The following is a 6,832-nucleotide window of genomic DNA, read 5'->3' as shown; positions in this document are numbered from 1 at the left end:
CTGCCTCGGTAGCGGCACAAATATGTGTAAAGGAACTAAAACAAAGCGTGATGAAAACAGGGGTAATTGATGCACAAATCATTTCTTATCAGATTTTTTATCAGGGGCATGTTTTTTCCGCGCAATCGCGCTTTTTTGACTCACACATTACGCCATCACACACCGCGCTATGTCCTCGCGCTTGGAGTGGTCTGCGGTAGTGCTTCCTTCTTTTATAGTCAGCCCGCGTTCACGCAGGACGTCGCGTTTGACTGGTCAGCGGCACCGACAGAACAGCAGGTCGATAGTCTGGATCTCAAGCAGGCGATTCTCCGCGCGTTTGCACGTAACCCACAAATTGCGCAGGCCTCGGCACAAATTCGCGTCGGCGAAGCCGATCTGCGCGTTGCACAAAGCGCCTGGTTCCCGCAAATCGGCCTGAGCGGCAATGTGGGTCGCTCAGATCAAAGCGATAGTGGCGGTACGATGAGCAACAATTCCACGGCGGGACTCACGCTAAAACAGCTCCTGTACGATTTTGGTAAGACAGGTGGCAGCATTGATGAGCAGCACAGCCTGTCAGATGCCTATCGCTATCAACTCTACGGCGTCATGACCACGGTCGGTCAGCAAACCTTGTTGACCTATCTGAAGGTCAAACGCTATCAGGAACTGAGTCAAGCGGCCGAGCGTAATATCACGTCGCTCAGTCAGGTCAAAGACACCGCGACGCTCCGCTCCGAGGCCGGTCTCAGTACGCAATCCGATGTCCTACAGGCGGAAACCCGCATTGCGGGCATGAGGGCAACGCAGGAGCAATACCGTGCGCTGGAACGCTCCTCGCTGGCCCAGCTCAGCGTGCTGACCGGCGTTCTCCCCACTTCCCTGCCCGACCTGCCCCGTGCGCTGCTGCAACAAAAAATTACGCTCAAGGCACTGCCCTACCAGCAAAGTAATGCCGTGCTAAGCGCCCAATCCAAGCAGGAGGCCTCACGCCACCGGATTCGCCAGGCGGAAGCCCAGCACTGGCCGACCATTGCCGTACAGATGGGCCGTACCCGCTATGAAACCGACAGACGTAATTACTGGGACGATCAGCTACAGCTGGTTGTGGAAGCCCCGCTTTATCAGGGCGGCGCCGTCAGCGCACGCGTTGATGCTGCGGCAGGTACGCGCGAAGCCGCACAGGCCGAAGTCGAAGCGGCGAAACTGGATATGAACCAGAAAGCCTCAACGGCGTATGCCGATCTCATCGGCGCACAGCAGCGTGAGAAAGCCAGCCAACAGCAAATTACCAGCGCGACCTACACCCGCAACGTTTATCAGGATGAATACAAACTCAGCAAACGCAGCCTGAACGACCTGCTCAGCGTTGAACAAGATGTATTGCAGGCTGAAACCTCACGCATCGGCGCGTTATATGACGGCTGGGAAGCAGCGGTTAACTATGCCGCGGCCGTCGATAATCTGCTGGATATGTTGGGCATTGAGCGTCATCAAGCCACTGGCGAGACGTTACCGTCGCTGTAAGCCGGCTCACCTGCCGGATAAGACTATGCCGGATAAGAACATGCCGGATAAGAACATGCCGGATAAGAACATGCAGGAATCTCAATGACACAAGTCACCCAAACTGAAGTCTGGATTGCCGCGATGGCTCGCGCCGCCACCCACTATGGACAGGTGATGGATACCCAGTCGGTACACCAGCAGATGCGCTGGTACGAACAGCAGCCGATTGCCCGCCAGTTAGAACAAATCAGTCACCTGATGGGGTTGAGCATCAGCCTGCGCCATACGGAGAAGCTCCGCTGGCGCAACCAGATCTTACCGGTATTGGCAGAAACCGATGACGGCGGCGTCATCGTCATCGAATCATTGAATGACGAAGGCATCGCCACCTACTGGCTGAATGACGGCGGCGACCTTCAGCGCGAAGCCGAACTGACTGAGCTCATCAAACACAGTCAGGGGATTATCGTGCTGGTCGGCATCGCAGAACGTGGCCGCGACACCCGCATCGATGATTTCGTCAAACCGTACCGCAAGCACTGGTTCTGGCAACATTTTCGTGGTGCAAAACGGCAGATAGGGGAAATTTCTCTCGCCTCTATCGTGGGTAATGTTCTGGCACTGGCGGGGATTCTGTTCTCCATGCAGGTGTATGACCGCGTGATTCCCGCGCAGTCGATTCCCACCTTGTGGGTGCTGTTCTTCGGCGTGTTGCTGGCTGCCGCATTAGAGTACGCCATCCGTTTATCGCGCACCGTCGTCTCCGATCTGATGGGCAAGAGCATCGATCTGAACGTGTCGGGTATGCTGTTCGCCCGCGCGCTGGCGATAAAAAACGAGGCCCGGCCGAAATCTACCGGCTCGTTTATTTCTCAGTTGCGAGAAATCGATCAGGTGCGTGAACTGCTAACCTCAACGACCGTCGGGGCAGCCGCTGACATGCCGTTCGTCTTGCTATTTCTCGGCATCATGGCGATGATCGGCGGGCCGCTGGTGATGATCCCCATGCTGGCGATCCCGCTGATTGTGATTCCCGGCCTGATGCTGCAATGGCCGATGGCGAAACTCGCCAAAGAAGGGATGCGTGAAAGCGCATTGCGCAATGCGGTGCTGGTGGAATCCATCGAAGGGATCGAAGATATCAAGGCGTTGCAGGCCGAACCCTACTTCCAGCGCCAATGGGAGCAAACTCACGAAGTCAGCGCCGCCATCGGGATGAAGCAGCGCGTGTGGGGGGCACGGCTCAGCGGCTGGGCATCGACCGTCCAACAGCTCACCTATGCGGGCATGCTGGTCTTCGGCAGCTATCTGGTGCTGGCGGGCGATATCACCACCGGTACGCTCGTGGCCTGTAGCCTGCTTTCCTCACGCACCATCGCCCCGCTCATGCAGTTAACCATGGTGTTTTCCCGCTGGCAACACGCGAAAACCGCCATGACCGGGCTGGATGACATCTTGCAAAAACCGCTGGATCGACCGGAGGACGGCAAAATGGCACACTGCCCGATCCTTCAGGGGCACTTCCAGATCCACAACGTGCAATACAGCTACGCCCCCGAAAAAGGTGATACCGCCTTGCAGGTCGGCAAGCTGGAGATCAAACCGGGCGAAAAAGTGGCACTGCTGGGTAAGGTCGGCGCGGGTAAATCCACCCTGCTCAAGCTGCTTGCTAATCAGGCGACCGCGACGCGCGGCAAGGTCATTATTGATGGCGTCGATATCAGCCAGATCGATCCGGCGGATGTCCGCCGCCAACTAGGCTTCCTGTCACAGGAATCACGCCTGTTCTTCGGCAGCCTGCGGCAAAACCTGATGCTCGGCAATCCGCATGCCACCGAGCAGGAGCTGTTGCAGGCGCTGCGTATTAGCGGCGCACTCAGCTTGATCCAGCAAGATGCCTCCAGCCTGGATCGCATCATTCATGAAGGCGGACGCGGTTTATCCGGCGGGCAGCGGCAGATGATTCTGCTCAGCCGGATGCTGTTGCGTAATCCCCAGATCGTCCTGCTGGATGAGCCCACGGCGTCGATGGACGAACAGTTGGAAAGCCACGTGATTCACCAGTTAAGCAGTTGGCTTACGGGACGCACGCTGGTACTGGTGACGCACCGCCCGGCGCTGCTCAAGCTGGTTGACCGGGTGGTCGTCATGGATGGCGGACGCATCGTGGCAGATGGCCCGCGTGACCAGATTTTGAAGGCGGTCAGTAAACCGGCTGATACCGCGCAGAGCGTGGCGTAAGGGGAAACACAATGAGTAGCATCACTATCCATGATGACCTGAAACGCCAGGGTCGACGCGTCTCCGTCATTATCTGGCTCAGCCTGCTGGGGCTGGTCGTCTTTTTTATCTGGGCCACCTTCGCCGTGCTGGATGAGGTGTCGGTCGGGAGCGGTAAGGTCACCCCCTCGACCCGCGCACAGGTGATTGAAAGCCTGGACGGCGGGATTATCGGCCAGATCTATGTGCAACAAGGTAACGTCGTTGAGAAGGGACAGGTGCTGGCGCAGTTGGACGTCAACCGCTTCCAGTCAGTCTACGGCGAAGCCTTCTCCCGCGTGCAGACGCTGCGGGCGTCCGCCGAACGTCTGCAAGCCGAGCTCAGCGGCGAACCGCTAACATTCAGTGCGGAAACCATGAAGGAACCTGCGCTGGCCGCACGCGAACGTCAGCTTTATGAATCACGGTTGCGCAATCGTGATGAAACGGTCGCCAACCTGCAACAGTCTATGCGGCTGGTGGAGCAAGAGCTGCGGATGACAGAGCCGCTGGTGCAGCGCGGTGCCGCCAGCACCGTCGAGGTGATCCGGTTACGCCGTCAGATTAGCGAAATCCGTGGCAAAATCGACGAAGCCAACAACCAATACGCCGTACGGGCGCGGGAAGAACAGGTCAAAAACAACGCCGATCTGGAAGCTCAGATGGAAGTGGTCAGCGGGAAAGCCGATCAGCTCAAGCGCGCCACCATTACGTCACCGGTACGCGGGATTGTGAAAGATATTCAGGTAACAACCGTTGGTGGCGTACTGCAACCGGGCGGCAAGCTGATGGAAATCGTCCCGTTGGAGGATCAGTTGCTGATCGAAACGCGCATCAACCCGCGCGATATTGCCTATATCAGGCCGGGTTTGCCCGCCACGGTAAAAATCACCGCCTATGATTCCTCCATCTACGGCAACTTAACGGGGGAAGTCGAAAGCGTGTCGCCCGACACGCTTCAGGACGAAGTCAGGCGCGATCAGTTTTATTATCGAGTCTATGTGCGTACCACGCAGGCAGAGCTAACCAACAAAGCCGGGGAAACATTCCCCATCGTGCCCGGCATGGTCGCCAGCGTGGAGATAAAAACCGGCCAAAAAAGCGTACTGGACTATCTGATTAAACCACTGAACAAGGTCAATGAAGCGCTGCGTGAACGTTAATCCCGCGTGTGCACAAATAAAACAGCGCCGCACGGGGAACCGGCGGCGCTGTTCATGTAGCGCGACTATTTAACCGAGCTATTGTTTAACCAAGTTATTACTTAATCGAACTACTTCTTAACGGTGACGTTCTTGATTTGCCAGGTACTGTCGCTCGTCAGTGTGACGTTCTTCATGGTGACTTCTATCGGCTTTTTCGCGTTCTCGCCGTTCAGTACCACGACACCTTTGGTTTGGGACGTAATATCTTTAAATGTAATGTCGCTCCACTCAGGAACATTACTTCCCTCTTTTTTCTCATATACCGTATCAATCACAATCGGTTTCGCCACATTCTTCATGACGACATTGCTATACCGAACACCATTGACCACCCCAGCGGCCGACTTGTCACTCTTAATGCGCAAACCGTTCGTGGTGCCATTCATATTCAGGTCATCGACGGTTACGTTGTAAACCCCCATCGTTTCGCTGCCGATCGACATACCGTGACCTGTTCCGAATTCGTTATGTAAAATGGAAACATTGCGCGTCTCGGCACGGCCTTTATAGGCTTTGATCGCCACATTATCGTCACCCGTGGAAATACTGCTGTAAGCGATGGTGATGTTTTTTGACGACATCGGATCGATACCGTCGGTGTTTCTGGCGGTGGACGGCGTTTTGATCGTGGTTTTCCACGCAGTTAAACCATCACCATCGCTGAACACGACGTGGAAATTCGGGGAGTTGATGAGGGAAACGTTATACAGCGTGAAATTCTTGCTCTTGTTAATTTGAATCAGACGAGGGGTATTCTGTTTCAGCTTTTTCACTTTGGCATCGGCGGCCAGATCCCACCAGCTTACCTTCTTATCCTGAAGCTTCACACCCCCTTGCCCATCAATGATGCCCGGCCCATAGATTCCGCTATTCGTGGTACTCGCGGCGGTAATAAATGCATTACAACCTTTACCGTTGTTATCCACTACACCACAGGACGACGCCGCATTCTCAAAAGATTTGGCGTTATTCACTGCCCGCAGCGTCACCCCTTTGTCGATTAACAAGCTGACGCCCGAAGGCAGAGAAAGCGGGCCGCTCAGAAAGACGGAAGTGCTTCCTGCACTCAACCTTACTGCTTTCCCTTTCTCACAATTATTCAGGGCTTTTTGAATGGCGCTGGTGGCCGTACTGCTGTCCGCTTTAAGCACGGTACAGGAGGACGGTACTTTCGGCTCACTCACCGTTCGTGAGTCAGAAGCCCATGCCGAAGCGCTAAACAGGCCGATAAGCCCTAATGATAGAGATAAAACTCGCTTGCCTGATTGGTATTCCATGTCAAACCTTCCCTTGTATCCCCGTCATACTTCAAGCCGCAGGCGCGTTGGCTTCTCTCAAATACTCGGCCCGTCGCGAGCCTCGCCCTAAAGGGCCGCTGCAAGCAGCGTTCAAATCGGTTTAAAACGGATTTGTCGCGCTGTTGCCGCCTTCCTGCAACTCGAATTATTTAGGGTGTAGATATCCGCAATTTTGTTGTGACTAAAAAATAAATTTCATTTTCTTTTTTATTAATAAGAAAAATAAAACGTTTTATAGAAACTAAAAATTGTCGCACATGATATGTCAGTTAATAAAAGTCCATTCACATAAAAAAACATCAATGCTTATTAGTAGAAGCATTCAATTTTACGCATGATTAAATTATCACCATAAAAGTAAATGGCACATCAACGAAACGTAGAAATCAACCGAATCCAGTCATGCCTGCCCGTGAGCGGGTGGTAAGATTTTCATCTCTTCAGAGCATCCCTTTTTCTTATTTTCTTAATAAGAACCTCCCGAATATTTATTAATTCATAAGAAATAATTAAAGATAATATAATAAACAATTAATAAAGTTAAACATAAAATAATCACAGACTAAATTAAATAACCTG

Annotated in this window: 4 protein-coding genes; 3 read left to right on the top strand and 1 reads right to left on the bottom strand. The window is 53.8% G+C overall.

All coding sequences use genetic code 11. The features are described 5' to 3' along the window. Positions 1-108: 108 nt before the first annotated feature. From LCF41_RS05235 to LCF41_RS05225, 3 genes are all read left to right on the top strand, one after another. Entirely contained in the window at positions 109-1,509 is a 1,401-nt protein-coding gene (locus LCF41_RS05235; protein ID WP_431191553.1) for a TolC family outer membrane protein, read from the top strand. Between the two features lie 84 nt (positions 1,510-1,593). Then, positions 1,594-3,732, top strand: coding sequence for a type I secretion system permease/ATPase (locus LCF41_RS05230; protein ID WP_225087179.1), 2,139 nt, complete (start codon positions 1,594-1,596; stop codon positions 3,730-3,732). An 11-nt stretch (positions 3,733-3,743) separates the two neighbouring features. Next, positions 3,744-4,913, top strand: a complete 1,170-nt coding sequence (locus LCF41_RS05225; RefSeq protein WP_225087178.1) for an HlyD family type I secretion periplasmic adaptor subunit — start codon at positions 3,744-3,746, stop codon at positions 4,911-4,913. Between the two features lie 110 nt (positions 4,914-5,023). Here the strand turns inward: LCF41_RS05225 and LCF41_RS05220 are convergent, their stop codons facing one another. After that, positions 5,024-6,232 carry a glycoside hydrolase family 28 protein gene (locus LCF41_RS05220; protein ID WP_225087177.1) on the bottom strand — a complete coding sequence of 403 codons (1,209 nt, stop codon included), beginning with the start codon at positions 6,230-6,232 and terminating at the stop codon, positions 5,024-5,026. Positions 6,233-6,832: the final 600 nt, after the last annotated feature.

Origin of the sequence: Pectobacterium colocasium (genome assembly GCF_020181655.1) — a bacterium.
In the GTDB taxonomy this organism is placed as follows: Bacteria; Pseudomonadota; Gammaproteobacteria; order Enterobacterales; family Enterobacteriaceae; genus Pectobacterium; species Pectobacterium colocasium.
Note: the sequence above shows the minus strand (reverse complement) of the source record. Positions and strands in the feature narration are given on the sequence as shown.